This window comes from Pseudobutyrivibrio sp. LB2011, from assembly GCF_000701765.1.
Lineage (GTDB): Bacteria > Bacillota > Clostridia > Lachnospirales > Lachnospiraceae > Pseudobutyrivibrio > Pseudobutyrivibrio ruminis.
In genome coordinates this window covers 678,565-705,538 of sequence record NZ_JNJS01000001.1, presented here as the reverse complement: position 1 = coordinate 705,538, position 26,974 = coordinate 678,565, and the positions used below count along the sequence as shown (strand labels likewise).

Below are 26,974 nucleotides of genomic sequence, written 5' to 3'. Positions count from 1 at the left end.
CATTAAAGATAAGCTACAAAAGGGATGCCCTAGGGCATCCTTTTTTGTTATAATCATAGATAACGATGGGGGTCGTTATTTATAGGGAGAGGTTTTTATGTATAATGTTATGTTAGTTGATGATGAGGAGGAAGTCCGCATCGCCATCGAAAAAAAGATTAATTGGCAGGATTTGGGGTTTAATGTGGTTGCCACAGCTGAAAATGGTCAGGATGCTTTGGAGAGAGCACTTGAGGCTCAGCCGGATGTGGTTATGACTGACATTAACATGCCTTTCATGAATGGACTGGAGTTTTCAAAGCAGTTAAAGGCGGAGCTTCCTGCAACGAAATTCGTTATTTTCTCTGGCTATGATGAGTTTGAGTATGCCAAGGAAGCAATCGAGCTATCAGCAGAGGAATACATTTTAAAGCCGATTGATGCAGATGAGTTGCATTCTATTTTTACTCGTCTTAAACACACCTTGGACGAGGAGTTTGACAAGAGGCGCAATCTTCAAAATCTTGAAAAATACTATCAGGAGAGCTTCCCATTTTTTAGGGAGCAGTTTTTTATTGGCCTTATTGAGGGGCATATTGAGGTCGATAGGATAGCTGAGATAGCGTCTGATTACGGAGAAGATATTAAGGGGAATTTCTATGCCGTCGGCATAATCAAATTATCCTTTGAAAACAGTGAACAATTTAATACAACCGATAGAAAACTTTTTTCTGTTTCTTTGAATCAGCTTGCAAAGGAAACATTAAAGGATTATGGAAATTATCATTGCTTAAATTACCTGGGCAATGTTATTGTGCTGGGCTGCTTTGAGAAAGAAGATGAGTACGAGGAGTTTGTATCTAATCTGGATATGATTTGTAAGCTATCAGCCAAGCTTATAGAGGTGCCTACTACTGCAGGTGTAGGAACAATGGTTAACGATTTAAAGGATTTGTTTAGTTCATTCAAATCAGCCAGGGAGGCTACTGCCTATAGAAAGCTTTTCGATGAAAACCAGGCATTTTCAATTATGGATGTGGAACCGGATAAGACAGAAATCAATCTGTTTGAAAATGATAACGTAAATACGATACTTAAGCTTATCAAGATTGGCTCTACTGATGAATTGAATGGAGCTATTCATGAATTCTTTTCTAACTTTAGTGAAAAAGGAATTGGCTTGTACCAGATGAAGATTTCTATTTTGGAGGCTTATTTTGAGGTCCTTAAGCTTGCAAAGAATTATGATATTTCAGGCTCATCAATTGATGGTAATGATGGAGATATTTTTGAGTTTTTGGACAACATCGATTCAATACAGGAAGTAGAAAAGTGGTTTTTAGATAAGTGCTTCTTCATCCAAAAGGAAATCAAAAAGAGTCGAATGGACTCTACGGAAGTGCTTGTAGATAAAGCTAAGGAATATATTAAGGAGCATTTTAAGGATTCAGATTTGTCGGTAGATAAAGTTTGCTCAAATCTTAATGTAAGCGCTAATTATTTTTCTGCTGTATTTAAGAAAAACACAGGAGAAAGCTTTGTATCATATCTAACTGATATTAGGTTGAAAAAGGCAGTGGAGCTGCTTGAAACTACAGATGAAAAGGCCTATGTAATTGCTGGTCTTGTAGGCTACGATGAGCCAAATTATTTCAGCTATGTATTTAAAAAGGCTTATGGCATATCACCATCAAAGTATAGACAGCAAAGGGAAAGCTAATGAAACTTTTTGATTTTCAAAATCAATTTCATAGATTGCGTCGTGCTTCCAAGCGAAGAAGCATTCAGCTTGTTATTTCTATTTCTTTCACGCTGGTTGCCATAATCAGTATGAGCTTTATGGCCATGGCCTTTTATACAAACTATATCAATACATCCAGACAGAATGCTATTGATAACGATGAGAAGATAGTAGAGCAGATAAGCTGGAATCTTAATTCGTATTTACGTAATATGATGGGCGTTTCAAATAGTATGTACTACAGCGTAATCAAAAATCTGGATTTGACTAGCGATAGTATGACTAAAGAAATGGATATCCTGTACGAGGCGAATAAGGATGATCTTATCAGCATCGCCTGCATTTCTCAGGATGGAGCATTGATTTCTGCAGCGCCAATCGCCACCAGAAAAACTGGGGTGGATTTTACGGAGCAGTCCTGGTTTAGCGATACTGAAGAAGAGAAAGTGGAGAATTTTCATTTTTCTGCGCCACATGTACAAAACATGTTTGAAAGCGATAATTATCGATATTATTGGGTAGTTTCTCTTACCCGTAGCATCGATTTAAATTACATGGGTTACATCAGGCGAGGAATCCTTTTGGTAGACATGAACTATTCTGCAATAGAGCAGATGTTTATGATGGCCAATGAGTCTGGTGAGGGCTATGTCTATCTGATAGATTCAAATGGAGAGATTATCTATCATCCTGCTCAAAAGGCATTATACTCAGGTCTTGCTAAGGAAAACAATATTGTGGCAGCTGGCTATGATGATGGAAATTATATCGAGACATTTGAAGGAAATGAAAGAGCGGTTATCGTAAAAACGGTAGGCTATACAGGTTGGAAAATAGTATCAGTAACACCTGTTAAGGAGCTGATAGGTGAAAGCTTCCAGCTGCGTGTATTCATGCTTATTATTCTTACAATAACTATTTTTATGATTCTTTTTGGAAACCTTTTTATTGCAAGAGTGGTTACTGATCCAATAAAGAAGCTTGAGGATTCTATTGGCGTTATTGATGCAGGTATGCTTGATGAAGATGTGATTTTTATTGGTGGTACTCACGAAATCAGGCATTTGGGCCGCACCATAAAATCTTTGGTAGTACAGATGAGGACAATGATGGAAGAAAGCGTTGCGGAGCAAAAAGAAAAACGTAAATCCGAATTGAATGCCCTGCAGGCTCAGATAAATCCACATTTCCTTTATAATACCTTGGATTCCGTTGTTTGGATGATTGAATCGGAGAAATATCCAGAGGCTATTTCTATGATTACAAGCCTGGCATCACTGTTTAGAATCAGTCTTAGCAAGGGCAACAACATCATTACAATCAGAGATGAGATTACCCATGCAAAGAATTATTTAGCCATCCAGAAGGTGCGCTATAAAAATAAATTTGAAGCCAATATCGACGTTGATCCTGGGATAGAGGATTGCATTACTATCAAGCTTATTATTCAGCCTCTTATCGAAAATGCCATTTATCATGCTGTGGGGGATTTGTATGATGAAGGCGTAATCGATATAAAGGGCTATGAAAAAGACGGAGATATTTATATCGAGGTTAAGGATAATGGAATGGGAATTCCTCCGGAGAAACTGAAGGATTTGCTTAAGGAAAAGGGCAAATCTCAAGGCAAAGGCTCTGGTATCGGATTGTGGAATATCAATCAGCGCATCAACCTGTATTTTAAGGAGGACTATGGACTGAAAATTGAAAGCGAATTGGATGTAGGAACCACTGCCATAATTCATTTGCCAAAGATTTCTTACCAGGAATATATGGGAGGTGAAGGAAATGAGAAGAAATAGATTCTTTATTGGCATGTTCCTTGTGCTTATCCTATTGATTATTGTTGAGTTTTATGTTTACGCCAACTCTAGCGTATTTGAGGGGGAGGATGAGCGTATTTCATTTGTTGTTACAGGAGACAATCTGGACGACTGGGAAACATTAAAATCTGGTGCTGAAACTGCTGCACTGGACAACAAGTGTCAGGTTACTTTTTTGAATAGCCCCGTATCTGCTGGAGTGGAAGGCGAAATTGAGCTAATCAATAGACAGATATACGAGGGGGCTGAATATGTTTATGTGGCATCTGGCTACTATGATGAGCTCTGCGACTATATAAAAGAACAAGGTCTGAAAAGCAAAGTCAGATTTGTAAAGAATGGTAGCTGTGGTGAAGATAAATATTCAATCATTGCTGATGACTATTCTATGGGAAAAGATTACGGTAAATATATAATCGACGATGGTTTTTCAGGTTCCTTGTATGTTATGTATAGCTCTGATTCTGTAAATAACATTAATTTTATCAAAGGACTGGAGGAATCATTAGAGGGCTCAGATGTCTATTTGAAAAGGGAACTTGTTACTATGGATGACAGTTCTCTGATAAACCATATTTACAACATTTACAGATCTGGATTGTATAGCGGAATGATTTTGCTGGACGCCAATGTGCTTGATTGTGCAATGTCATTGGGGATTGATCAAAAATCTGGCTTTGCAATTTATGGAGTTGATGACAGACAGGCTGCAGTTTATTACCTTGATAGCGGTTCTATTCAGGCACTTGCTTGTAAGGACGATTATACAATGGGATATTTGGCAGTGAAGGCTGTACTTGATAATGGAGATAAGGTTTCAGATGAAGGCGTTCCTCTTTATTACATAATTAATAAAGAGCAGATTTATTCAGAGGAGTATGAAAAAATTCTATTTCCATTTGTTAAATAAGAGGATGTAATGAATAAGAGAAGGTTGTTTGTATTTGGAATAGCAATTGCTGTGGCCGCATGTTTATTTGGCGGCTACCATATGGTTCAATCCAAGGAAAGTACTGAACCTCGGGTGATCAGGGTTGGGATTACTATGTACAATCAGTATGATCCTTTTACAGAAGAAATCAGGCATAATATCGAGGATTATCTAGCACTATATGGTACGGAAAATGATATTGAAGTTGAAAGTACCGTTGTATATTCCGGCAAGAATCAATTGGTGCAGAATGACCAGGTTATTGATTTTATTGACAAAAACTATGACGTCATATGTGTGAACCTGGTTGATAGAACAGACCCTTCTGTAATTATTGAGGCTGCTAAATCAGCCGATGTTCCAATTATTTTCTTTAACCGTGAGCTTGTAGAAGACGATTTGAAACGATTTAACAAGCTTTATTATGTTGGCGCCAGACCAGAGGACAGTGGCCAGATCCAGGGGCAGATTGTTATTGATGCATTGGATGAGCGCTTCGATGAGATTGATGTTAATGATGATGGCATTATTCAGTATGTATTATTAGAGGGAGAGGCTGGACATCAGGATGCTATTCTTAGAAGCCGCGTTTCTGTGGAAACGATAAAAGATGCGGGATACGAGATGGAAATGCTGGGAGACGAAATAGCAAACTGGGATAGGAAACAGGCACAGACAAAAATGACATCTTTGCTTGCGGGATATCCTCGGCAAATTGAGCTGGTCCTTGCAAATGATGACAATATGGCTCTTGGAGCTTTAGATGCATTGACTGAATTTGGAGTGCAAAATGATCCTTTGATTGTTGGGGTTAATGGTCAGGAAGAGGTTCTCGCAGACATTGCTGAGGGCAAAATTGAAGGTACCGCTTTGAATAACGCCCAGGAAAAAGGAAGAATTATAGCTGAATTAGCTGTAGGGATTGCAATGGATGGAAGACCTCCGGAAGATATTCAAATGGTGGATGGAAAATATTATTATGTTTCATATGAACGTATAGATAATACTAATGTTTCGGAGTATACTGATTCCCAGTGATATTACTATTAATTCGAAAAATCTAGTTGATAACATAGGCTTTAAAGAGGTATAATCTTTAAAGTCTATATTTATGTCGTTTTTTACTTGGAGGTTTTACTTTGTTAGACAAATTAGAGAAGAAATTTGGCCGATATGCCATTAATAATTTAATAGTATATTTGCTTGGCGGATATGCCATCGGATACTTATTATCCTTTGGCCAGAGATTTACCGGGGTACCTTATCTGAATTATCTTACCTTGGAGCCATATTACATTCTCCATGGACAAATCTGGAGAATTATTTCATGGGTTATTATTCCACCTGATACTAGCATTATATGGGCAATTATCATGTTTATGCTTTATTATCAATTGGGACAGACACTTGAGCGCACTTGGGGTGCTTTTCGTTTTAATGTATATATTTTTGGCGGTATGATTTTCACCCTTCTTGGAGCGTTCATTACATACTTTATTTATGGCGGAGCATTACCTGTAGGATATATTGGACAGATTACCAGCACTTACTACATTAATCTTTCAATTTTCCTTGCATTTTCTACATGTTTCCCAGATATGCAGGTACTTTTGTATTTTATCATTCCAATCAAGATGAAATGGATGTCCATATTCTACCTTGTTATTATTGGATATGAAGTATTTAGATACTGTATGGCCGGTGCATTTTTTGCTGCCGTACCAGTGATTGCATCACTCCTTAATTTCTTCATCTTCTTCCTGATGACTAGAAATATGGCTAGATTCAATCCAAAGGATATTCATAGACGAAACGAGTTTAAACGACAGGCGACACCACCACGTACTCAGTACCGTGATGGCACACCTATCGCGAGACATAAATGTGCTGTGTGCGGGCGCACAGAGCTTACAAACCCAGGTTTGGAGTTCAGATTCTGCAGTAAATGTAATGGTAATTATGAATATTGCAGTGATCATTTGTTTACACACAATCACATTAGATAAATCTAAAATATAATTATTGAAGGGACAATAAATAGATAATGAGTGAAGAAGTAGTTAGCAAAAATTTTATCGAGCTTGAAATTGACAAGGATTTAAAGGAGGGCGTTTACGACCATGTTTGTACACGTTTCCCACCTGAGCCAAATGGTTACTTACACATTGGCCATGCAAAGTCAATCATTTTAAACTATGGTCTCGCTGAGAAGTACAACGGTGAGTTCCACATGAGATTCGACGACACAAACCCTACAAAGGAAAAGGTTGAGTTCGTTGATTCAATTAAGGCGGATATTCAGTGGTTAGGAGCTGATTGGGGAGAGCATCTCTATTTCGCTTCAAACTACTTTGATAGAATGTATGAAGTAGCAGTTGACCTTATCAAAAAAGGTCTTGCTTATGTTTCTGATCTTACAGCTGATGAGATGAGAGAGTACCGTGGTGACTTCGAGCATCCAGGTAAGGAAGATCCAAATAGAAACCGTTCTATCGAGGAAAACCTTGCTATGTTCGAAGACATGAAGGCTGGCAAGTATGAGGATGGTAGCCATACACTTAGAGCTAAAATCGATATGGCTTCACCTAACATCAATATGAGAGATCCAATTCTCTACAGAGTTGCTCACATGACACATCACAACACAGGTGATAAGTGGTGCATCTACCCAATGTACGATTTTGCTCATCCACTTGAGGATGCATTTGAAGGTATCACACATTCAATCTGTACATTAGAGTTTGAGGACCACAGACCTCTTTATGATTGGGTTGTTAAATCAGCAGGCTTCCCAAATCCACCACGTCAGATTGAGTTTGCAAAGATGTATCTTACAAACGTTGTTACAGGAAAGAGATATATCAAAAAGCTTGTTGAGGATGGAATTGTAGACGGTTGGGATGATCCACGTCTTGTATCAATTGCAGCTCTTAGACGTCGTGGTTTTACACCTTCATCAATCAGAAAATTTGTTGAGCTTTCTGGTGTTTCAAAGGCTAATTCTTCATCTGATTATGCAATGCTTGAGTACTGCATCAGAGAAGACTTAAAGACTAGCCGTGGCCGTGTTATGGCTGTTCTTGATCCAGTTAAGCTTGTTATTGATAATTACGAGAGCGATGATGTTGAATGGCTTGATGCTCCAAATAACTTAGAGAATCCTGAGCTTGGAAGCAGACAGGTTCCATTTGGTAAGGAATTATACATCGATAGAGAGGACTTCATGATTGAGCCTCCTAAGAAGTATTTTAGACTTTACCCAGGCAACGAAGTACGTTTAATGAATGCATACTTTGTTACATGCACAAGCTATGAAACAGATGAAAACGGCAAGGTTACTTGCATTCACTGTACATACGACCCAGCTACAAAGGGTGGAGATGCACCTGATGGACGTAAGGTTAAGGGAACAATTCACTGGGTAGCTGCTAAGACAGCACTTAAGGCAGAGGTTCGTCTCTATGAAAACATTGTAGATGAAGAAAAAGGAGTGTATAATGAGGATGGTAGTTTAAATCTTAATCCAAACTCACTTACAGTTCTTAAAGATTGTCTTGTTGAGCCATCCCTTAAGGATGCCAAGGCTTATGATAGTTTCCAATTTGTTAGACAAGGCTTCTTCTGCGTTGATTCTAAGGACTCAAAGCCAGATGCATTAGTGTTTAATAGAATTGTTTCTTTAAAGAGCTCATTTAAATTGCCTACAAATAACTAAGTTATAGATTTAGTAATCTATTTAGAAAAGGATTGCAAAATGAATTTATTATCTGGAATGGAAAAATTTGGCTTCTCTATGGACGGAGAGCTTGATATTTTGGCGGATGACAAGCCAAAGAAGGATGCTGCGCAAAAGACAGCAGCAGCGCCTGTCGTTAAAACTGAGAAGGATTTTATCATTGATAAAAAGGTTAGATGTCCAGTTTGCGATAAGGATTTTCCTATCAAGGCTGTACTTGCTACAAAGCTTAAGAGATTAGAGCCTGATTTCGATTTAAGACCTAATTACGAGCATGTTGACAAATGCAAATACGACTTTATGTCATGTCCAAACTGTGGTTATTCTGCTCTTGATACTACATTTGCTAAGATTGACACAGCCCGTGTTAAGCTTATCAGAGCTGAATTCTGCCCAAGCTTTAAGCCACAGAAGGAGACAGCACTTCCTGAGACATATTCATATGAATATTCAATCGAAAAGTTTAAGCTTGCATTGATTTGTACAATGAAAAAGCGTGCAAAGATGTCTGAAAAAGCTTACGTTTGCCTTAAGATAGCATGGCTTCGTAGAGCACAGCTTAAAGAGCTTGAGGGAAACAAGGATGCTGATCCAAAGATTGTAGATATGATTCAAAAAGAATACGAAGGTTTCTACTCACAGGCATATGAAGGCTTTATGAAGGCTGTTTCATCAGAAACTCCTCCATATTGCGGAATGGCATCAGAGGCAGTTGAATATATGCTTGCTAATATGTCAGTTCACTATAAAAAATACGATGCAGCTATGAAGCTTATCGCAAGACTTATTCAGTCACCTAGTACTTCCAGAAAGCTTAAGGATAAGTGCTTAGAGCTTAAGGAAGATATTGTTGCAAAACAAGGAGCAAAGTAGAATTGACACATATCAGATTATTCTGATATGTGTTTTTTTGAGGTAATTATGAATTGGATTAAATATTCTATAAATACAACAACAGAGGCAGAGGATTTTGTTAGCGCAATGCTGATGGAACTAGATATTGTCTCTATTGAAATAGAAAATAATGTACCAGTTTCTGGAGAAAAGCAGGGCGGAGAATTCAAAGAGCTTCAGCCTGATTTACCAGATGATGATGGTACATCTCGAGTATGCTTTTATTTAGGAGAGGATGAGGATCATGAGTCAAAGCTTTCCGAGGTAAAGGCTGGCTTAGCAGAGCTTAAGGATATGATGGATATCGGTGAAGGAACAATCGATACATCTATTACAAAGCAGGAAGATTGGGTTAACAATTGGAAGGAATTCTTCAAGGCCTTCTATATCGAAGATATTCTTATTAAGCCTACATGGGAGGAAATTCCAGCAGATGCAAAGGACAATCTGGTTGTTGAAATTGATCCTGGCGTTTCTTTTGGAACAGGAAAGCACGAGACTACTCAGCTTTGCATCAGACAGCTTAAGAAATACCTTAAGGAGGGTGACGAGATTCTTGATATAGGATGCGGTAGCGGTATTCTTTCTATCATTGCTAATAAGCTTTTAGATGGTAAGTGCCATATCGTTGGTACAGATATCGATGAGGATTGTATCGAGTCTACCTATGAGAATTTCGAAGTAAATCATATTTCCAAGGACGCAGGAGATTTCTTTGTTGGAAATCTTACTGAGGACAAGGATTTACAGGATAAAGTGGGCTATGAAAAATATGATGTAGTTGTTGCTAATATTTTGGCAGACATCATTATTGGTATGGCTCCAGCCATTTATCCAACATTAAAGAAGGGAGCTTACTTTATTTCTTCTGGAATTATCAATTTCAAGGAAAATGAAGTAAAAGAGGCTCTTGAGGCAGTTGGACTTACTATAGTAGAGATTAATTATCAGGGTGAGTGGGTAAATATTACCGCTCGTAAATAAAAATATGCAGCAAATATTTGTTAATGAAGAGCCAATAGAAGGAAGATTTACTGTCACAGGTGCTGATATGCATCATCTGGTGCGTGTTGTACGCATTAAAAAGGGCGAAATCATCCGAGTTTCTACTGCAGCTGGCAATAATTACCTTTGTGCAGTTAGCGACATTTTGGATAAAGAGCTTTTAGTCGATGTCAATGAGCAGGTCAACTCTACTGAACTTTCAAACAAGATTTATCTTTTCCAGGCCATTCCTAAAGGGGATAAAATGGAAACTATCATTGAAAAGACAGTAGAGCTTGGAGTATACGAAATCATTCCTGTTCAGATGAAAAACTGTATAGTAAAGCTTGATGATAAAAAGAAAAAGAATAAGCTTTCACGATATCAGACTGTTGCCCTTACAGCAGCCAAACAATCAAAACGTTCAATTGTGCCTGCTATTCATGATGTCCTTTCTTTCAAGGAAGCTATGGAATACGCAGCAAATCTTGATTTGCTTTTGCTTCCTTACGAAAGCAAAAATGGCATGAAAGATACTTATGACGTTATAAATGGATTGCAAAAGGGGCAGAGTGTTGGTATATTTATTGGGCCTGAAGGTGGATTTGATGAATCCGAAATTGAGCTTGTAAAAGACAAATGCAAGCTTATATCTTTAGGTAGAAGAATACTTAGAACTGAAACTGCAGCGATTTGTTCACTCAGTATGTTAATGCTAAAAAGCGAGGAATTAGAACTACAATGATATACTTTGATAATTCAGCCACCACTAGATGTTCTGATGGTGCGCTTAAAATAATGCAGGAAGCATTGCAGGTAAACTTTGGAAATCCTTCATCTTTGCACAACATGGGTTACAAAGGAAAGGATTACCTCAAAACATCCAGAGAGATTATTGCCGGTATTTTAAAGTGCCAGCCTAAGGAAATCTATTTTACCTCAGGTGGTACAGAAGGAAATAATCTTGCTATTAAAGGTGGCGTAGAGGCAAGAAAGCGTCTTGGTAATCATATCATTACTACAAAGATTGAGCACGCAAGTGTTTTGAATCCTGTTAAAGCCCTTGAAAAGCAAGGCTTTGATGTTACTTATCTTGGTACTGACGAATATGGTGTTATCGATTTAGAGGAGCTCAAGGCTGCAATCAGACCAGATACAATTTTTGTATCTATCATGATGGTGAATAATGAAATTGGTAGTCTTCAGCCAATAGAAGAAGCTGCTAAAATTATCAAGGCTGCCAATCCAGAAATTATTTTTCACGTGGATGCTATTCAGGCATTCGGCAAAATGAATATTATTCCAAAGAAGATGGGAATGGATATTCTTACAGTTAGCGGTCATAAGATTCATGGACCAAAGGGTTCTGGATTTATATATATCAAAGATAAAGTACGAGTTGTTCCTCAGATTCTTGGGGGAGGACATGAAAACGGCATGCGATCTGGTACAGAAAATGTTCCAGCTATTGCTGCACTTGGTGTTGCTACGAAGGAAGCATATGACAATCTCGAAGCTTCTAGAAAGCACATGTATGAAATGAAGTTCAGACTGATAGAAGGTCTTACTGCAATAGACGGTGTTACAGTTAATGGACATCACGATGAAAACAGTGCGCCTCAGATTGTTAGCGTCTCTATAAAGGGAAATCGTACAAGAGCGCAGGTTATGCTTAATGCTCTTCAGGATACTTATGGCATTTATGTTTCTGCTGGTTCAGCATGTTCATCTAATAAGCCTGCAATCAGTGAGACATTAAAATCTATTGGCTTGGAAAAGGATTTACTGGAGCGTACTATTCGTTTTAGTTTCTGTCCTGAAAACACAATGGAAGAAATTGAGGAAGCAATTAAGGCTATGACTGAATTGGTTCCTATGATGGTTTTATAAATATAATCTAAAGGAGATTATTAATGACATATCAAGCATTTTTGATTAAATATTCAGAGATTGGTGTCAAAGGCAAGAATCGTTATGTATTCGAGGATGCCTTAGTTCATCAGATTAAAAGAGCACTTTATGGTGTTGATGGGCACTTTGTGGTTAAGAAGCAGAGCGGTCGTATTTTAGTTTCTGTAGAAGGTGAATACGATTATGATGATGCAGTTGCTGCTTTACAGCATGTATTTGGTATCAGTGCTATTTGTCCTACAGTTGTAGTACCTGATGAAGGCTTCGATAAAATGGCGGAAGCTGTTATAAAGTATGTTGATGAGGAATTTGCAGATAAGAATTTCTCATTCAAGGTAATGGGTAGAAGAGCAAACAAGCAGTATCCTATGACTTCTATGGAAGTTGCTGCTGAAATTGGGGCAAGACTTCTTGATGCTTTTCCTGAGATGCATGTTGATGTTCATCATCCAGACAGAATCATTTACGTAGAGGTAAGAGAGAATATTGCTATCTATTCTACAGAGATTCCTGGACCTTGCGGTATGCCAGTTGGTACAGCAGGTAAAGCAATGCTTCTCTTATCAGGCGGTATTGATTCACCAGTTGCCGGATATATGATTGCAAAGCGTGGTGTTACACTTTCAGCCACATATTTCCATGCGCCACCTTACACTTCAGAGCAGGCAAAGCAAAAGGTAGTAGATTTAGCAAAGCTTGTTGCTAAGTATTCAGGCCCAATTGATTTACATATTGTAAACTTTACAGATATCCAGCTTTACATTTATCAGCAGTGTGCTCATGAAGAACTTACAATCATTATGCGTCGTTACATGATGAGAATAGCTGAACATTTTGCTAAGGAAAATGATTGCCTTGGTCTTGTTACAGGCGAGTCTATCGGACAGGTTGCCAGCCAGACTATGCAGTCATTAAACTGCACAAATGCTGTATGTACACTTCCAGTTTACAGACCACTTATTGCATTTGATAAGCAGGATATTGTAGATATTTCAGAGAAAATCGATACATATGAGACTTCAATATTGCCTTACGAGGATTGCTGTACAATTTTCGTTGCAAAGCATCCTGTTACAAAGCCAAAGCTTGAGGCTATTGAAAAACATGAGCACAATCTCGATGAGAAGATAGATGAGCTTATGAAGCAGGCTATAGATACAGTTGAGGTTATTAAAGTTAGATAAAAAATATGAGCTTTGCTAATATAGCAAAGCTCATAATATTTAACACATTGATTTAAAGAATTAAACGATGTAATCCTTTAATGTAGACATTACGTCTTCTGCATCACCCTCAGCGTGTACAGTAAGATCGATTGGCTTAGATAAATCAAGGGAGAAAATACCCATGATAGACTTGGCGTCGATTACATAACGTCCGCTAACAAGATCAAAATCATAGTCAAACTGTGAAATAGTATTAACGAATGACTTAACCTTGTCGATTGAGTTAAGAGAAATTTGAACTGTTTTCATCCTGCTTGCCTCCTCTAATAGTTTTAAAATATAAATTTATACTAAAACAATGGTACCTAAAAGTCAATAAAGTATTGCACTTTTAACAAAAATAGAAAGGTTTTTAATCTAATGAAAAAAGCTGCTTTACATAACCTTGGTTGCAAGGTTAATGCATATGAAACTGAAGCGATGGAAGAACTCCTCAAAAAGGACGGTTTTACAATCGTTGGATTTGATGAGAGCGCTGATGTTTACGTAATAAATACATGTTCCGTAACGAATATTGCTGACAGAAAATCTCGTCAGATGATTCATAAATGTAAAAAGTTAAATCCAGATGCATGCGTTGTGGCTGCCGGCTGTTATGTACAGAATTTTGGAAAAGATATTGCAGATGAGCTTGGTGCGGATATTATTCTTGGCAACAATAAAAAGAATGAATTGGTAGCAAAGGTTCATGAATTCTTCGAGAAACGTGATTCATTGGAAGGTCCAATTCTTGAGTGCGTTGATATTAATGATGGCAACGTTGCATATGAAAATATGATTATCGAAAAGGACTCTGAGCATACACGAGCTTTTGTAAAGGTGCAGGACGGCTGTAATCAATTCTGCAGTTATTGCATCATTCCTTTTGCAAGAGGCCGTATTAGAAGTAGAGATATCGATGACGTAATCAAGGAAGTTACTGGCCTTGCTCAAGCTGGATACAAAGAGGTTGTCGTTACAGGAATACATCTTTCATCTTATGGTAATGGTAAGGATTACGACTTAGCTGATTTGCTTGAAGCTGTTCATAAAATAGATGGAATTGAACGTATTCGTATGGGTTCACTTGAGCCACAGATAGTGACAGAAGATTTTGCAAAGAGAGTTTCTGCCCTTGAAAAGATGTGTCCTCATTTTCATCTTTCTCTTCAGTCAGGTTGCGATACAGTTCTTAAAAGAATGAACAGAAAATACACAATTGAGGAGTATACTAAAGGAGTTAACATCCTTAGAAAGTATTTTTCAAATCCAGCAATCACTACTGACATAATCGTAGGTTTTCCTGGTGAAACAGAAGAAGAGTTTAATGAGACTGTTGCATATGTTGATGAAATCGCATTTGCAGAGCTTCATGTATTTGCGTATTCAAAGCGTGCTGGCACAAAGGCTGCTAATATGCCAAATCAGATTATAAATGCAGTCAAAAAAGAGAGAAGCGCTAAGCTCATCGAAGCGGGAAATATCCAGACAAAAGCTTACAGACAAAACCACATTGGTCAGGAGCTTGATATTCTTTTTGAAGAAGAAGCGCAGATTGATGGTGAAAATTATTTCGTAGGATTTTCAAAGGAATATATAAAATGTGCTATTAAGTCAAACGGAGAATCATTATCAAATGTAATTTTAAAGGCAAAAGCTGTTTCCATCACAAAAGATAATGAGTACTTGATTGTTGAAATTTAGCCATTTGTATATTAATATTATTGTAATAGATTTTTAGTGTGGGATATTTTTATTAATACGAGGTAGATATGGCAGATTTAAGTAACACACAATATTTTAAAGTTCAAAAAGAAAATCCTGTTGGGGTAAAAGAAGTTTTAGAACAGGTTTATGGAGCATTATCGGAAAAAGGCTACAATCCTGTTAACCAGATTGTAGGATATATCATGTCAGGTGATCCTACATATATCACAAGTCATAACAATGCACGAAGCCTTATTATGAAGGTAGAGCGTGATGAGCTTGTAGAGGAGCTACTCAAGGAATACATCATCAACGAGAGTTGGAGCAAGTAATGAGTGGCAGAATTCTTGGTCTAGATTATGGAACCAAAACAGTAGGGGTCGCGATTAGTGACCCCTTACTTTTGACTGCACAGGAATTAGAAACTATTACTCGTGATAGAGCTAGTAAACTACGTCATACTTTAGTTCGTATCAAAGAATTATGCGATGAATATCAAGTGTCTACAATCGTACTTGGTTATCCTTTAAATATGGATGATACCGAAGGCTTTCGATGTGAAGACACTATTAAGTTCAAGGAACTTTTAGAAAAGCGTGTTGATATACCTATAGTCCTCATTGATGAGAGACTCACTACCATGTATGCAGACGAGATTCTTGAAGAATCTGGTGTTGATAAAAAAGACAGAAAGAAATTTATTGATCAAATTGCAGCTGCAATTATATTACAGGACTATCTCGACAATCATCGAGATAAATAAGGAGTTTTATGGAACAGATTATTTTATCAGGAGCTGACGGAGAAGATTTACCAGTATATGTTATCGAAGAGACACAGTTATCAGGTGTAAAATATCTTCTTGTATGCGACAGCCAGGATGAAAATGAAGACGCTGATGCATTTATTCTCAAAGAGGTATCAGAAGACAACGGTGAAGTTATTTACGATGTTGTTGAGGACGATGTTGAGTTTGATGCAGTAGCAAAATTATTTGAAGAATTAGTTGGCGACGATGCTGACATTGATTATTAATTGATTACAATTAGGAGGTTTATTTTTGAAGAAGAAAACTGAACAGAAGGCTGAAAGGCTAAAGATTATTCCACTTGGAGGTCTTGAGCAGATCGGCATGAATATTACTGCTTTCGAGTATGGAGACAGTATTATTGTTGTGGATTGCGGACTTTCATTTCCTGAGGATGATATGTTGGGCGTAGATCTGGTTATTCCAGATATAACATATCTGAAGGAAAACCAGGACAAGCTTAAAGGCTTTTTTATCACCCATGGTCACGAGGATCATATAGGTGCTATTCCTTATGTATTTAAGGATCTTAATGTTTGTCCTATTTATTCGACAAAGCTCACAAACGGCTTGATTGAACACAAGCTTGAGGAGCACAAAATGCTTACTAAGGTTAAGCGTAAGGTAGTTAAATATGGTACACATATCAACGCAGGTGAATTTAGAGTAGAGTTCATTCGTACAAATCATAGTATTCAGGATGCGGCTGCACTTGCGATTTATTCACCAGCTGGTATTGTTGTCCATACAGGCGATTTTAAGGTTGATTACACACCTGTTTATGGTGATCCAATCGATTTACAGCGCCTTGGTGAAATCGGTAAAAAGGGTGTACTTGCGCTTATGTGCGATTCTACAAATGCTGAGCGCCCTGGTTTTACTGCGTCTGAAAAGACAGTAGGAAAGACTATCGATTCCATCTTTGCTGATAATGATTCATCTAGAATTATTATTGCTACATTTGCATCAAATGTTGACCGTGTTCAGCAGATTATCAACTCTGCAGATAAATACGGACGTAAGGTATGTGTAGAAGGTCGCTCAATGGTTAACACTATTGAGACAGCTTCAAAGCTTGGATACCTACAGATTCCAGACAATACACTTATCGATATTGAGTCACTTAAGTCTTACCCAGATGAAAAGGTAGTCCTTGTTACTACAGGCTCTCAGGGCGAGTCTATGGCGGCGCTTTCTCGTATGGCCAATGGAACTCATAAAAAGGTTCAGATTAAGCCAGGAGATATGATTGTATTTTCTTCTCACCCAATTCCAGGAAATGAGAAGGCCGTTTCAAATGTAATTAACGATTTGACAATGCGTGGTGCAGAAATTGTTATGCAGGATGTACACGTTTCAGGGCATGCTTGTGCTGAGGAGATTAAGCTTATTTATTCTCTTGTACGTCCACAGTTTGCTATTCCTGTTCATGGTGAATACAAGCACCTTACAGCTCAGGCACGTATTGCAGAGTCTTTAGGATGGGATCATGACCATATCAAGATTATTCGTTCAGGCGATGTATTAGAGCTTGGTGACAATTATGCCAAGGTTTCAGGTCATGTTCACACTGGTGCTATCATGGTTGATGGTATCGGTGTTGGTGATGTTGGAAACATCGTTCTTAGAGATAGACAAAAGCTTGCTGAGGATGGAATTATTATCGTAGTTCTTACCCTTGACAGTGCTTCAGGTACAGTATTAGCTGGTCCTGATATTGTATCCCGTGGTTTCGTATATGTTAGAGATTCAGAAGACCTTATGGAAAGCGCTCGAGCAGTCCTTACAGAAACTATGGAAGTTCTTGAGGAGAAGAATATTACAGATTGGAATAAGATTAAGGCAGATATCAGGGACAATCTTTCTGATTTCGTATGGCATGAGACTCAGAGACGTCCTATGATTATTCCAATTATCATGGAAGTTTAAAATGATTGTAGACGAAAGATATACCACATACTTAAATAGTCTTTATCCTGAGCTAAGCCCGGTACTTTCAGAAATCAGGAAAGAGGCTTTGGATACTTATGTGCCCATTATTCGCACAGAGACAATAAATCTTTTACAGACACTTATAAAGCTTCACCAGCCTAAGAAGATTCTTGAGGTTGGTGCGGCTGTTGGCTTTTCAGCTTGCCTCATGGCAGAGACGGCTGGTGAGGATGCAGTCATCACCACAATAGAAAACTATGAGCCTCGCATTCCTATTGCAAACAACAATTTTGTTAGAGCAGGTAAGGATGGGCAAATAACTCTTTTAGAAGGTGATGCCATGGAGATTCTTCCTACATTGGAAGGACCATATGATTTTATTTTCATGGATGCAGCCAAAGGTCAGTACATTAATTTCTGGCCTCAGATCAAGCGCCTCATCAGAGATGGAGGAGTGGTTGTAACAGACAATGTCCTTCAGGATGGCGATATAATCGAATCCAGATATGCAATCACAAGACGTAATCGTACTATTCATAAACGTATGCGCGATTACTTATTTGAACTTACCCATGATGGAGAATTTAACACAACTATTTTGCCATTGGGGGATGGAGTTAGTATTAGTGTGAAAGGAACAAAATGAGAGAAACAGAATTACTAGTTCCAGCAAGCAGCCTTGAAGTACTTAAGGTTGCTGTAATATATGGAGCTGATGCAGTTTATATTGGTGGAGAAGTTTATGGACTTCGTGCTAAGGCTAAAAACTTTTCTAAAGAGGATATGATTGAGGGTATCAAGTTTGCTCACGAGCATGGTGTAAAGGTTTATGTTACATCGAATATCCTTGCTCACAACGAAGACCTCGAAGGCGTAAAAGAATATTTTAGAGAGCTTAACGAGATTAAGCCGGATGCTCTTATTATTGCAGATCCTGCAGTATTTATGTTGGCAAAGGAAATCTGCCCAGATATCGAGCGCCACATAAGCACACAGGCAAACAACACAAATTATGGTACATATAAGTTCTGGTATGAACTTGGTGCAAAGCGTGTTGTTTCAGCTAGAGAGCTCTCTCTTAAAGAAATCAAAGAAATCAGAGCAAATATTCCGGATGACTTAGAAATCGAGACATTTATTCACGGTGCTATGTGCATTTCATATTCTGGTAGATGTCTTCTTTCAAACTACTTTACAGGTAGAGATGCTAATCACGGCGAGTGCACACATCCATGTCGTTGGAAGTATGCAGTAGTTGAGGAGCAGCGTCCAGGAGAGTATCTCCCAGTATACGAAAACGAGCGTGGTACATACATTTTTAATTCAAAAGATTTGTGCATGATTGAGCATGTTCCTGATCTTTTAGATTCTGGTATCGATAGCTTTAAAATCGAAGGACGTATGAAGACAGCTCTTTATGTAGCAACTGTTGCACGTACATACCGCAAGGCTATTGATGACTGCAAGGAATCCGAAGAAAAATATCTTGCAAACCTTGATTGGTACAAGGAGCAGATTTCTGCATGTACTTATCGTCAGTTCACTACTGGATTCTTCTATGGCAAGCCATCTGAGGAATCACAGATATATGATAACAACACATATAATATAGGTTATACATACCTTGGTATTACAGGTAAGCTAAATTCAGAGGGATACTTTGAGATTGAGCAGCGTAATAAATTTTCAGTTGGCGAAACTATTGAAATTATGAAGCCAAATGGAGATAATATAGAGGTAGAAGTTCTTGGAATCAAAAACGAAGAGGGAGAAGATATGGAGTCATGTCCACATCCAAAGCAGAAGCTTTTCATTAAGCTTAGCGTTACTCCTGATGAGTTCGACATTTTAAGAAGAAAAGAAGCATAAGTTAGTTACGAGGAGAATATAATGGCAGAGAGCAAATATGTGGCTTATGTGGGAACCTATACACATGAGACTAGCGTTGGTATTTATGTTTATGATGTTGATCCTGACACAGGAAAGATGGTTGAACAGAGCGTAGCTCCTATCAACAATCCATCAGACATCATTAATTCAAAGGATAACAAATATCTTTATTCTATTGCAGATGAAGGTGTTGCTTCCTTCAAGATTCTTGAAAATGGTGATCTTGAAAAGATGAACCAGGAATGGGTTGGCGGTATGAGAGGTTGTAACCTTTGCGTTGACTCACAGAACAGATATCTTTTTGTAGCAGGTTATCATGATGGTCGTGTTACAATGATGAAACTCAACGAGGATGGAAGCATAAGCGGTATTGCTGATGGTATTTTCCATCAGGGAATTGGTAAATCAGTAGCAGATCGTCCTTTGTATCCACATTGCACATGTGTTGAACTTACTCCAGATGAGAGATTCCTTTGTGCTGTAGAAAATGGTCTTCATCAGATTAAGATTTACGAAGTAGACTATGAAATGGGCAAGCTTCATCTTGTTGATATTGTTCGTTGCGCAATGGGTTCAGCTCCACTTAAAATGAAGTTTTCTCCAGATGGAAAATATGCATATGTAATTACTGAAATGTCTAATGAGATTTTAGTTTACGATTATCATATTATCGAGGGTCATCCTGATTTTGAAAATATCCAGACAGTATCACTTCTTGTTGGTGTTGATGAGGAAATCAGTACAGGAACAAACATTAAGTTTGGCGAGGATGGCAAGTTCGTATATGCCAGCGTGGATGGTTTAAATGCTATTTGCATGTACGAGCGTGATGAAAGATCTGGAAAGATCAAATACTTCTCACACAGTTTCATCAGTGGAGATTATCCAAAGAGCTTTGCTGTTTTGCCTAAGGATAAGTATTATGTTTCATTGAATCATGATACAAATGAAATTCGAAGCTTTACTATTGATAAAAAGACAGGTCATTCTTTAATGCAGAATGCACCTATCAAAATTGCTAAGCCTAATAGTATTGTTGTTGTAAAGATAAAATAAATTATCGTATGTATTATCTAAGGGCTGCAAGGCGCAGCCCTTTTTTCATAGGAGGAGAATATGGCAGGGTCTACATTTGGCAATAGAATTTCAGTGACAACTTGGGGAGAATCTCATGGCAAAGCCCTTGGCGTTGTTATAGATGGTTTTCCTGCTGGCTTAAAGCTTTCAGAAGAAGATATTCAACCATATCTTGATAGAAGAAAGCCTGGACAGTCTAAGTATACGACTGCCAGAGCAGAAGGCGATGAGGTTGTTATTCTTTCTGGTGTGTTTGAGGGTGTCACTACTGGTACACCAATATCTTTGATGATTGAAAACAAGGATCAGCACTCTAAGGACTATGGAAATATTGCCACTACTTTTAGGCCTGGCCATGCTGATTACGGCTTCATTGAAAAGTTTGGCCTTAGAGACTACCGCGGTGGTGGGCGTTCATCAGGAAGAGAAACTATCGGCCGTGTAGCAGCTGGTGCTATTTGCGCCAAGCTTTTAAATGAGGTTGGAATTACCGTTTGCGCCTATACTAAGTCTATTGGCGACATTAAAATCTATGATTTTGATTTATCTGAAAGAGATAACAATCCGCTTTGTATGCCAGATGCAGTGGCTGCTAAAAAGGCAGAAGAATACCTGGAAGCTTGTATGCTTAACAAGGATAGCGCTGGTGGAGTAATCGAATGTCTTATTACTGGTGTACCAGCAGGCATAGGTGATCCAGTTTTTGAAAAGCTTGATGCTAAATTAGCTCAGGCTCTTGTATCTGTTGGTTCTGTTAAAGGCGTTGAAATTGGAGATGGCTTTGCTGCTTCAAAGACTTTAGGCAGTATTAATAATGACAATTTCAGAATGGACAATGGAGTTGTTACAAAGCTTACTAATCACAGTGGTGGTATCCTGGGCGGCATCTCTGATGGAGATGATATTATTGTTAGATGTGCTATTAAGCCAACTCCATCTATTGCGCAAGTACAGGCTACTGTTAATGAAAAACATGAGGATGTAGATATTGAAATCCACGGTAGACATGATCCTGTGATTGTTCCTCGTGCTGTAGTTGTGGTAGAGGCTATGTGTGCTATTACAATTTGTGATGCGTTGCTTTCACATATGACAGATAGAGTAGATTATATTAAGGAGTTTTATAAGAATTGAAATACGAATTGTTAAAAACAGAAGGTCGAGCTAAAAGAGGTCGATTCCATACTGTTCACGGTGTTATCGAAACACCTGTATTCATGAATGTTGGTACAGTTGCTGCAATCAAGGGCGCGGTATCTACAGACGATTTAAGAGATATCAAATGCCAGGTGGAGCTTTCAAACACCTATCATTTGCATGTTCGTACAGGAGATAAGCTTATTAAGGAACTTGGTGGTCTTCATAAGTTTATGGCATGGGATAGACCAATCCTTACAGATTCAGGCGGGTTCCAAGTGTTCTCACTTGCTGGTATTCGTAAAATCAAAGAAGAAGGTGTAACCTTCAATTCCCACATTGATGGTCGTAAAATCTTTATGGGTCCAGAAGAATCAATGCAGATTCAGTCAAACCTTGGTTCTACAATTGCTATGGCTTTTGATGAGTGCCCACCAGCACTTGCAGAACGTAAATACGTAGAAGATTCTGTGGCTCGTACTACAAGATGGCTTCATCGTTGCAAGGAAGAGATGGCTCGTCTTAATTCATTGCCGGATACAATTAATAAAGAGCAGTTGCTCTTTGGTATCAATCAGGGAGCAATTTATAACGACATCAGAATCGAGCATGCCAAGGCTATTTCAGAGCTTGATTTACCAGGATATGCAGTAGGTGGTCTTGCTGTTGGTGAGAGCCACGAGCAGATGTACGATGTTCTTGATCACGTAGTACCATATCTCCCTCAGAATAAGCCTACATACTTAATGGGCGTTGGTACACCAGCTAATATTCTGGAAGCAGTTGACAGAGGTGTAGATTTCTTTGATTGCGTATATCCTAGCCGTAATGGTCGTCATGGTCATGTATATACAAACCATGGTAAGCTTAATCTTTTCAATCAGAAGTTTGAAAAGGATATGAGACCTATCGAGGAAGGCTGTGGTTGTCCAGCATGTAAGACTTACTCAAGAGCTTACATTCGTCATTTGCTTAAGGCAAAGGAAATGCTTGGAATGAGACTTTGTGTTCTTCACAATCTATACTTCTACAACACAATGATGGAAGAAATTAGAAACGCTTTATATGCAGGTGAATTTGCTACTTATAAGAAAAATAAGCTTGCTTCAATGGAAGCAGGAGAACAGTAAATCTTAAAAATATATTAAATGGTATAATTTTCTTGCGAATATAGTATTCTTTATGTAAAATAAATTTCAGTGACTGGCCAATGGGCCAACGATTAGGAGGAATAATTTAATGAACAGTTCAGTTTTATTAACTGCAGCTAATAGCTCAATCAGCTTAATTATTTGGGTAGTAGTTCTTTTTGTATTCATGTACTTTTTCATGATTCGTCCACAGCAGAAGGAGCAGAAGGAAAAGACAGCTATGATGTCTACACTTGCTGTAGGTGATACAGTTCTTACTACAAGCGGTTTTTATGGTGTTGTTATTGCAATTCCTGATGACACAACTGTTATCGTAGAGTTCGGAAGCAACAAGAACTGCCGTATTCCAATGCAGAAGGCATCTATCGCTCAGATTGAAAAGCCTGAGGATGCTGTTAAGGCTTCTAAGGAAGAAGATAAAAAAGAAAAGACTAAATAATTTATTTAGACTAAAAGAGCCACCCATATGGGTGGCTTTATTTTTGTTATTTTTTTCTATGCCGTAAGTATTCGGAACCTTTGTTTAATAATGATTTTGTGGATGCCACTGGGTGAGTGAATTTGGCAATGTGTCTGAACTGGCCACGCTGAGTTTCGGTAGCATTCATAATCCATTGCTTAACCGCCTCGCTGGACAATTGTTCTTTTATTTCTTCGAGTTTTTCGGCAGTCATTTCACGTTTTACAAAAGCAGCTTCTTTACGCTCGTTTGCTTTTTCTATTCTAGCAAGTTTTGCATCGGCCAGATTTGTTGTAAGTGCTTCCACTTTTTCTGCCATTTGGCTATTGATTTGATCATTAATACGTTCGAATTCCTTAGCAAATGTTGTGAGAGCAGAAACTGTTAATGCCATGTCCATTCCAAATAGAAACATAAATATTAGTGCTAGTAATTCTATGACTATCTGAGGGATGATGACAATAAGGCTTACGATTGGTGGCACTATAAATTGGGTTACAATTATTCCTGCGATTCCGAAACAACAAGTAAATATAAGGCAAACTCGTCCGTTTATATTTAGTGGTAAATCACTGTAATCCCACCATCTTGCGTGAAATCTTTTTTCTAAGATATATGATGTACCATATTCTAGAAAGAAAGAGCCGACGGCGCATCCTAAGAATATTGTTAAATATGAAGGACTCTTACTATGTATGAAAGGTAAATCTACAAAAATAATCTGGGCTAGCGTAGCACCCACGCCGTAAAGTGGGATACAAGGACCATATAAAAAGCCTCGATTTTCCCAAGCTTTTTCGTGTATAGTGCAATAACACGTCTCGTAAATCCACCCGATAAAACTATAAATAATAAATAATACAAAATACCTACTTAACATAACTTATTCTCCTTTGCGTTAAGTAATAGTATAGTTGTTTTGGGGACAAAATAAAAGGACACAGATTTGCTGAATTTGCTTGAAATCAAATATACCCTATGATATACTTCAAATGTTGCGAAAGGTCGCAATTTTAGTTTTTAAATATTAGCTATTCGGGAGGCATTATGCAAACATTAAAGATAGTTCTTATATTTTTATTAATTGCTATTTGTGTGGCACTTACAGTTATCATTCTTTTCCAGGAAGGAAAGCAGAATGGCCTTGGTTCATTATCAGGTCAGCAGTTTGATTCATACTGGAGCCGTAATAAGGGACGTTCGCGTGAAGGCTTATTAGTTAAGCTTACAACAGTTTGCGTTATCTTATTCTTCGTGCTTTCAGCAGTATTGAATATTGGTAGCTTTTAAGAAAGATTTTATTTTGCCACCCTTTAAGGGTGGCATTTGTTGTTTAGGAGGTTTATGAGAGAGTTCGATAAACAAAAGCATTTTATGATGGATGTATTTAAAAGTCAGGCTTATGTTCCAATGAAAAAGAAGGAGCTTGAAATTCTTCTTGATGTTGAGAAGGATAAAAGAAGTGAGTTTGCGCAGGTCCTGCAAGAGCTTGTTGACGAGGGACAGGTAGAAATTACAAAGCGTGGCAAATATCAGATTGCTGAAAACAGACCTAAATTCATAAAGCTAAAAGATCATAAATCAAAGAAACCTTCAAAAGCAGAAGTAGCTGCTAAGAAGCAGTCTCTTAATCAGGTCGCAAAGAATGCAAATCGTCCAAAGAATGAGAATTTGGAGCCTGATATTATTGGGAGATTTATATCTCATAAAGATGGATATGGTTTTATTGAGGTTGAGGGAAGCGACGAAGACTATTTTGTTAGCAGAGATAACACGGCTTTTGCTATGCAGGATGATACAGTAGCAGCTGTTCTTACCTTTGGTGCTCCTGGTAAACGCCAGGAAGCTCGTGTTATTCGTATTATTGCTCACGGTTTTTCAGACGTTGTGGGCACTTATGAAAAAAGCAATGGATTTGGCTTTGTAGTTGCTGATAGCAACAAATTAGATAGAGATATTTTCATCCCTGCTGGCAAGGATATGGGAGCTGTTACTGGTCATAAGGTAGTTTGTCACATTGATGACTATGGCGATGATTCCCATAAGCCAGAGGGTGTCATTACTGAAATCATTGGTCATAAGAATGATCCTGGAGTAGATATTTTATCTATTGTCAGAGGCTTTGGTATCGATCCTGAGTTCCCAGATAAGGTTTTAAAGCAGGCTACTAATGTTGCTAAGCCTGTTTCTGAAGCTGATAGAGCTGGACGAAATGACATTAGAGATTTGACAGTCATCACAATTGACGGTGAGGATACTAAGGATATTGATGATGGTGTTTCCCTTGAAATGGATGGGGAAAATTTCGTTCTTGGAGTTCATATTGCTGATGTTACAAATTACGTGCAGGAATCATCAGCACTTGATGTGGAAGCGCTTAAGCGAGGAACTTCAGTTTATCTTGCTGATAGAGTTATTCCAATGCTTCCACATACCCTTTCAAATGGCATGTGTTCTTTGAATGAGGGAGAGGATAGATTGGCCCTTTCTTGTATCATGACATTCAATCCAAAGGGCGAGCTTATAGATCACAATATTTGCGAATCTGTAATTAACAGCAATCATCGTATGACATATACTGATGTATTTGCTATTATGACTGGTGATGAGGTTAAACGTAGCGAATACGCTGATGTTACCGAGATGATTGACCAAATGTATAAGCTATCCCAGATTCTTCGCGCAAAGCGTAAGAAGAGAGGAGCTATAGATTTTGATTTCCCAGAGACTCATATAGTAATCGATGAGTCAGGAAAGGTTGTAGGTCTGGCACCATATGAGCGCAATGATGCTCACAAACTAATAGAAGATTTTATGTTGGCTGCAAATGAAACTGTTGCAGAGCACTTCAATCTCATGGAATCTCCATTTGTATATCGTGTTCATGGAGCTCCAGACCCAGAGAAAATCCAGTCATTAAGCCGTTTCTTAGGTGCATGTGGTTATACACTTAAAGGAAATAAGGACAGCATTCATCCAAAGGAAATCCAAAAGATGCTAGAATCTTTGGCTGGTCATGAGGACGAGGCTGTCATTACAAAGATGACTCTCAGAAGTATGCAACAGGCAAGATACGACACAGAGTGCAAGGGACATTTTGGTTTGGCTGCACAGTACTATTGTCACTTTACATCACCAATTCGTAGATATCCTGATTTACAGATTCATCGTATTATAAAGGATCATTTACGAGGAAGGATGAACGATAGAAAGGTTTCTCATTATGAATCACTTCTTCCACAGGTAGCTCTTGAAACAAGCAAGCTTGAGCGTAGAGCTGAGGAATGTGAGAGAGAAGTTGATAAACTGAAAATGGTTCAGTTTATGAAGAATTTTATTGGCCAGGAATTTACTGGAAATATTTCTTCAGTCACAGGATGGGGAATGTACGTTGAGCTTGAAAATACAGTTGAAGGTCTGGTTCACGTATCGACATTGTATGATGATCATTATGATTTTATCGAAGAGAATCTTACACTTGTTGGCGAGCGAACTGGTCGTACCTTTAAATTAGGTCAGCCTGTTACAGTAATACTGGATTCTGTAGATGAGCAAGCTCGTACTATCGATTTTATCCTTACCGAATTTCAGCGTTTTTAATTGGAGCT

26 protein-coding genes are annotated in these 26,974 nt (G+C 38.2%); 24 read left to right on the top strand and 2 right to left on the bottom strand.

The window, feature by feature from the left end; genetic code table 11:
* Positions 1-97 precede the first annotated feature (97 nt).
* The 11 genes from T375_RS03275 to thiI all read left to right on the top strand — a co-directional run bounded on the left by T375_RS03275 (position 98) and on the right by thiI (position 13,183).
* A complete protein-coding gene (locus T375_RS03275; RefSeq protein ID WP_044934736.1) occupies positions 98-1,699 on the top strand; it encodes a response regulator in 1,602 nt (533 codons plus the stop codon).
* On the top strand, positions 1,699-3,522 hold the full coding sequence (locus tag T375_RS03270) for a sensor histidine kinase (protein WP_044934734.1): 1,824 nt from the start codon (positions 1,699-1,701) through the stop codon (positions 3,520-3,522). Before T375_RS03275 ends, T375_RS03270 begins: the two co-directional genes overlap by 1 nt.
* The gene (locus tag T375_RS03265; protein WP_044934733.1) at positions 3,509-4,453 is read left to right on the top strand and encodes a substrate-binding domain-containing protein; all 945 of its coding nucleotides are present in this window, start codon (positions 3,509-3,511) and stop codon (positions 4,451-4,453) included. The genes T375_RS03270 and T375_RS03265 overlap by 14 nt, the downstream gene beginning before the upstream one ends.
* Before the next feature lie 9 nt (positions 4,454-4,462).
* A complete protein-coding gene (locus T375_RS03260) occupies positions 4,463-5,512 on the top strand; it encodes a galactose ABC transporter substrate-binding protein (RefSeq protein ID WP_044934731.1) in 1,050 nt (349 codons plus the stop codon).
* Between the two features lie 101 nt (positions 5,513-5,613).
* The gene (locus T375_RS03255; protein WP_044934730.1) at positions 5,614-6,480 is read left to right on the top strand and encodes a hypothetical protein; all 867 of its coding nucleotides are present in this window, start codon (positions 5,614-5,616) and stop codon (positions 6,478-6,480) included.
* 38 nt (positions 6,481-6,518) lie between these two features.
* Positions 6,519-8,189 carry a glutamine--tRNA ligase/YqeY domain fusion protein gene (locus tag T375_RS03250; RefSeq protein ID WP_044934728.1) on the top strand — a complete coding sequence of 557 codons (1,671 nt, stop codon included), beginning with the start codon at positions 6,519-6,521 and terminating at the stop codon, positions 8,187-8,189.
* A 39-nt stretch (positions 8,190-8,228) separates the two neighbouring features.
* On the top strand, positions 8,229-9,083 hold the full coding sequence (locus tag T375_RS03245; protein ID WP_044934725.1) for a DUF2225 domain-containing protein: 855 nt from the start codon (positions 8,229-8,231) through the stop codon (positions 9,081-9,083).
* 48 nt (positions 9,084-9,131) lie between these two features.
* Positions 9,132-10,088 carry a 50S ribosomal protein L11 methyltransferase gene (prmA, locus tag T375_RS03240; protein ID WP_044935046.1) on the top strand — a complete coding sequence of 319 codons (957 nt, stop codon included), beginning with the start codon at positions 9,132-9,134 and terminating at the stop codon, positions 10,086-10,088.
* Between the two features lie 4 nt (positions 10,089-10,092).
* Positions 10,093-10,833: an RsmE family RNA methyltransferase gene (locus tag T375_RS03235; RefSeq protein WP_044934722.1), complete on the top strand. Its 741-nt coding sequence runs from the start codon at positions 10,093-10,095 to the stop codon at positions 10,831-10,833.
* Complete coding sequence (locus tag T375_RS03230) at positions 10,830-11,978, top strand: cysteine desulfurase family protein (protein WP_044934720.1); 1,149 nt, start codon at positions 10,830-10,832, stop codon at positions 11,976-11,978. The genes T375_RS03235 and T375_RS03230 overlap by 4 nt, the downstream gene beginning before the upstream one ends.
* 23 nt (positions 11,979-12,001) lie before the next feature.
* Positions 12,002-13,183, top strand: coding sequence for a tRNA uracil 4-sulfurtransferase ThiI (gene thiI / locus T375_RS03225; RefSeq protein ID WP_044934718.1), 1,182 nt, complete (start codon positions 12,002-12,004; stop codon positions 13,181-13,183).
* A 60-nt stretch (positions 13,184-13,243) separates the two neighbouring features.
* Here thiI and T375_RS03220 read toward each other — a convergent pair whose 3' ends face one another.
* Positions 13,244-13,474, bottom strand: coding sequence for an HPr family phosphocarrier protein (locus tag T375_RS03220; RefSeq protein ID WP_028243612.1), 231 nt, complete (start codon positions 13,472-13,474; stop codon positions 13,244-13,246).
* 111 nt (positions 13,475-13,585) lie between these two features.
* Here T375_RS03220 and mtaB point away from each other — a divergent pair, with 111 nt between their 5' ends.
* The 11 genes from mtaB (at position 13,586) to yajC (ending at position 23,345) form a co-directional block, all read left to right on the top strand.
* Positions 13,586-14,908, top strand: a complete 1,323-nt coding sequence (gene mtaB / locus T375_RS03215) for a tRNA (N(6)-L-threonylcarbamoyladenosine(37)-C(2))-methylthiotransferase MtaB (RefSeq protein ID WP_044934713.1) — start codon at positions 13,586-13,588, stop codon at positions 14,906-14,908.
* Between the two features lie 68 nt (positions 14,909-14,976).
* Positions 14,977-15,243, top strand: a complete 267-nt coding sequence (locus tag T375_RS03210) for an IreB family regulatory phosphoprotein (protein WP_044934710.1) — start codon at positions 14,977-14,979, stop codon at positions 15,241-15,243.
* Positions 15,243-15,674 carry a Holliday junction resolvase RuvX gene (gene ruvX / locus T375_RS03205; protein ID WP_044934709.1) on the top strand — a complete coding sequence of 144 codons (432 nt, stop codon included), beginning with the start codon at positions 15,243-15,245 and terminating at the stop codon, positions 15,672-15,674. The genes T375_RS03210 and ruvX overlap by 1 nt, the downstream gene beginning before the upstream one ends.
* Positions 15,675-15,682: 8 nt before the next feature.
* On the top strand, positions 15,683-15,946 hold the full coding sequence (locus T375_RS03200) for a DUF1292 domain-containing protein (RefSeq protein WP_044934707.1): 264 nt from the start codon (positions 15,683-15,685) through the stop codon (positions 15,944-15,946).
* A 25-nt stretch (positions 15,947-15,971) separates the two neighbouring features.
* Positions 15,972-17,648, top strand: coding sequence for a ribonuclease J (locus tag T375_RS03195; RefSeq protein ID WP_044934705.1), 1,677 nt, complete (start codon positions 15,972-15,974; stop codon positions 17,646-17,648).
* 1 nt (position 17,649) lies between these two features.
* Entirely contained in the window at positions 17,650-18,297 is a 648-nt protein-coding gene (locus T375_RS03190; protein ID WP_044934702.1) for an O-methyltransferase, read from the top strand.
* Positions 18,294-19,520, top strand: a complete 1,227-nt coding sequence (locus tag T375_RS03185) for a peptidase U32 family protein (protein ID WP_044934700.1) — start codon at positions 18,294-18,296, stop codon at positions 19,518-19,520. Before T375_RS03190 ends, T375_RS03185 begins: the two co-directional genes overlap by 4 nt.
* A gap of 21 nt (positions 19,521-19,541) precedes the next feature.
* Positions 19,542-20,597 carry a lactonase family protein gene (locus T375_RS03180; protein ID WP_044934699.1) on the top strand — a complete coding sequence of 352 codons (1,056 nt, stop codon included), beginning with the start codon at positions 19,542-19,544 and terminating at the stop codon, positions 20,595-20,597.
* A gap of 60 nt (positions 20,598-20,657) precedes the next feature.
* On the top strand, positions 20,658-21,752 hold the full coding sequence (gene aroC / locus T375_RS03175; RefSeq protein ID WP_044934697.1) for a chorismate synthase: 1,095 nt from the start codon (positions 20,658-20,660) through the stop codon (positions 21,750-21,752).
* Positions 21,749-22,885 carry a tRNA guanosine(34) transglycosylase Tgt gene (gene tgt, locus T375_RS03170; RefSeq protein WP_044934695.1) on the top strand — a complete coding sequence of 379 codons (1,137 nt, stop codon included), beginning with the start codon at positions 21,749-21,751 and terminating at the stop codon, positions 22,883-22,885. Before aroC ends, tgt begins: the two co-directional genes overlap by 4 nt.
* 109 nt (positions 22,886-22,994) lie before the next feature.
* Positions 22,995-23,345, top strand: a complete 351-nt coding sequence (yajC, locus tag T375_RS03165) for a preprotein translocase subunit YajC (protein ID WP_044934693.1) — start codon at positions 22,995-22,997, stop codon at positions 23,343-23,345.
* A gap of 46 nt (positions 23,346-23,391) precedes the next feature.
* Here the strand turns inward: yajC and T375_RS03160 are convergent, their stop codons facing one another.
* The gene (locus tag T375_RS03160; RefSeq protein ID WP_049960268.1) at positions 23,392-24,246 is read right to left on the bottom strand and encodes a putative ABC transporter permease; all 855 of its coding nucleotides are present in this window, start codon (positions 24,244-24,246) and stop codon (positions 23,392-23,394) included.
* Between the two features lie 167 nt (positions 24,247-24,413).
* On the opposite strand from T375_RS03160, the gene secG reads away from it, so the two are divergent.
* Complete coding sequence (gene secG / locus T375_RS03155; protein ID WP_033154215.1) at positions 24,414-24,656, top strand: preprotein translocase subunit SecG; 243 nt, start codon at positions 24,414-24,416, stop codon at positions 24,654-24,656.
* 54 nt (positions 24,657-24,710) lie between these two features.
* Positions 24,711-26,966: a ribonuclease R gene (gene rnr / locus T375_RS03150; protein ID WP_044934691.1), complete on the top strand. Its 2,256-nt coding sequence runs from the start codon at positions 24,711-24,713 to the stop codon at positions 26,964-26,966.
* Positions 26,967-26,974: the final 8 nt, after the last annotated feature.